The 2,700-nt window shown below is 38.7% G+C and carries 4 protein-coding genes; all 4 read right to left on the reverse strand.

Translation table 11 applies throughout. The features are described 5' to 3' along the window. Window positions 1-104: 104 nt before the first annotated feature. Window positions 105-488: a hypothetical protein gene (locus AAC037_RS23230; RefSeq protein WP_339905987.1), complete on the reverse strand. Its 384-nt coding sequence runs from the start codon at window positions 486-488 to the stop codon at window positions 105-107. Between the two features lie 84 nt (window positions 489-572). Then, entirely contained in the window at window positions 573-1,115 is a 543-nt protein-coding gene (locus AAC037_RS23235; protein WP_339905988.1) for an OmpH family outer membrane protein, read from the reverse strand. A gap of 21 nt (window positions 1,116-1,136) precedes the next feature. Beyond that, complete coding sequence (locus AAC037_RS23240; protein ID WP_303613415.1) at window positions 1,137-1,661, reverse strand: OmpH family outer membrane protein; 525 nt, start codon at window positions 1,659-1,661, stop codon at window positions 1,137-1,139. A gap of 2 nt (window positions 1,662-1,663) precedes the next feature. After that, the coding region (locus AAC037_RS23245; protein WP_339905990.1) for a BamA/TamA family outer membrane protein at window positions 1,664-2,700 on the reverse strand (1,037 nt) is incomplete at its 5' end.

Consider the following 2,700-nt stretch of genomic DNA (forward strand, 5'->3'; position numbering starts at 1 on the left):
TTGTTAATTATTCCGCTGGTTATCAAGTAATTAATAAATCAGCAAGAAGCCCTAATTAGAGTAAGTTTTTCTAGGATCAAATTTATTCAGAGAAGCATTACAAGTCAAAGGATAATCTCTCCTTTAAGTTTATTGTTGCTTTTTTTGTTATCCTTGGTATTGATAATCAGGCGGTATTTTAATTTTTTACCAGGCTGATTGGCACGAAACTTTTCTCCTGAGGAATAAATGATAGATTTTCCTGCATCAATGGTAGAAGTTTTGGTATCAAAACTGATCATTTTACCATTCACTTTTAGAAAAACACGGTAACTCCCTGCCGGAGCAGCTTCCGGCCCATTGTTTTTTATTGCATATTTAAAAGATCGATAGCCATTAACTTCGGCATCCAGCATCACTTCTACAGCTTCTAGATCATAGGGAATTTCATCCTGTGCGAACAGAGGAGAAGTGGCTATAAAACAAACAATCAAAAATTTCCATTTCATACGCTTAATATATTTTTAAAGATCAAAAATAAAAAAGCCCGGTCACTATAAAGCAACCGGGCATAAAATTTTTTAATTGGCTAGTTAATTAGCGGCCGGATCGGCCGGCGCTTCAACACCTAACTTGGCCAAAACTAGATCTGTAAATGGATCATTGTCTTTGGTATACAAAATCACTGGTGCCTGACCTGCAGACTCAGATAAGATATGTGTATAATTATGTTCTGCTGCTACTGAATTAATAGCGTTGTAAACCTTGGTTTGTACAGGCTCTAACAACTCCTGAAGTTTTCTTTGGTAACCTGCTTGGGCATCCTGCTCAAACTTCTGGATTTCTTGTTGCAATTTTTGAAGTTCTTGTTGCTTCGTATTCCTTGCATCCTCTGTCATATTAGGTGCCGCTTGCTGAAAAGCCTGTGCTTGTCTTTGAAAATCTGTACTTTTCGTTTGGATTTGTTGACCCAACTGGTTGCTATAGTCTTTGATATCAGCGTCTATTTGCTCCATCTCCGGCATCAAGCTCATGATATACTCTACATTGGTATATCCAATTTTGACTTCTTGTGCATTTGCTACAAATCCAAAGCAAAAGAGGGCAATTGCTGATAGGAAAATTCTTGCTTTCATAATTGTTAAACTTTGTTAATTTTAATTGTTTTCTTCTAATCCTAATTCTTCTATGATAAAATCCGAGTAATCATGTCTTGGGTCCGTATAAATTATGGACGTAGGACTTGATGCTTTGTCAAATAAAATGGCAATGCCATTTCGCTTAGAGACCCTGTCAATGGCATCATAGATGGTCGATTGGAGCGGCTGCAGCAGTTCTGCTTGTTTCTGGTACAGTTGCCCATTTTCACCAAATATTCTGTTATTGAAGGCCCGGGCCTCTTTTTGTTTTTCTCTTATTAGTTCCAGTCTTTCCTGGTACATTTCTTCGGTAAGCAAAACCTGCTCACCTTGGAGGTCACTGTACATCTGTTGTATCTCCTCCTCCAAATTTTGTGCCTCTTTTTTCCATTCCGAACTTAAAGCTTCCATTTCTCCCTGAATCTTTTTGTAATCCGGATGCTTGTTGAGAATATATTCTGTATCAACATAGCCTAATTTCTGCCCCATTAACACAATGGGCAAAAAGGTTAGCAAAAATAACAATTTCAGGGACTTTTCCATAATTATCTGAATTGTTGACCAATGGTAAAGTGAAACATTCCACCACTTGGTCCTGGGTTTGGATCACTTGTTGTTGAAACTCCATCAAATCCATAACCCCAATCGATACCTAATAAACCAAAAGCCGGCATGAATATCCTCGCACCAAAACCGGCAGATTTTTTCAGATCATAGGGGTTATAATCTTGATAATTTCCCCAGTTATTTCCTGCCTCTGCAAAACCAAGTAAGAAGATGGTAGCAGAAGGATTAGGAGATACAAGGAAACGGAGTTCCATTACATGTTTGTTATAAACCACACCACCATAAGCTACAGGTGCATTGGGTTGATTTCTAAATTCTTTTCCAGGGGTAATGGATTGGTTTTCATAACCTCTCAGACCAATAATTTCTTGACCCAATGCGAAGTTCATCATGTTCATACCATCACCACCCAAAACAAAACGTTCAAGAGGTATTATACCTGTTTTGTTCCCATAGGAACCTAAGAAACCCAGGTGAGTTCGCGCGCTCAGAACCAGTTTGTTAGATCCCATTACAGGAGTGTAAAAAGACCCATCAAACATCCATTTGTGGTATTCCAGCCATTGGTATTTCTCCTGATCAGTTGATTCACTTGTCAGGCCTTTGTTAAGGGCTGCATAAGGTGGGGTGAGTGAGGCACTCAAGGTAATGTTAGAACCAAATCTAGGGTAAATGGCCTGATCCAGGTTGTTTCTGGATATGGTGGTGTTCAAGGCCACACTTTTCGCATTACCAGTATTAAAGCTTAAGCCAAAGTAATTTCCATATTCATCAAAATTATAATTCTGAAACTGGAGGCTGTTACTGATCTGGAAGTAATCATCCGGCCAGGTAACCCTTTTTGCCAAGCCAATGGAAGCACCGGTGATTTTGAAAGATCCCAGTTCTTCACCGAAATTGGTTGTACTGTAAAAATTCAACTGTCTTTGTACAGAGTGGTTGAAGCTAAAACTTAAAGCATTTGGTTTTTTGCCTCCAAACCAAGGTTCGGTAAAAGACATGCTATAATTCTGGA

The sequence above is a fragment of the uncultured Cyclobacterium sp. genome (assembly GCF_963976465.1).
Lineage (GTDB): Bacteria > Bacteroidota > Bacteroidia > Cytophagales > Cyclobacteriaceae > Cyclobacterium.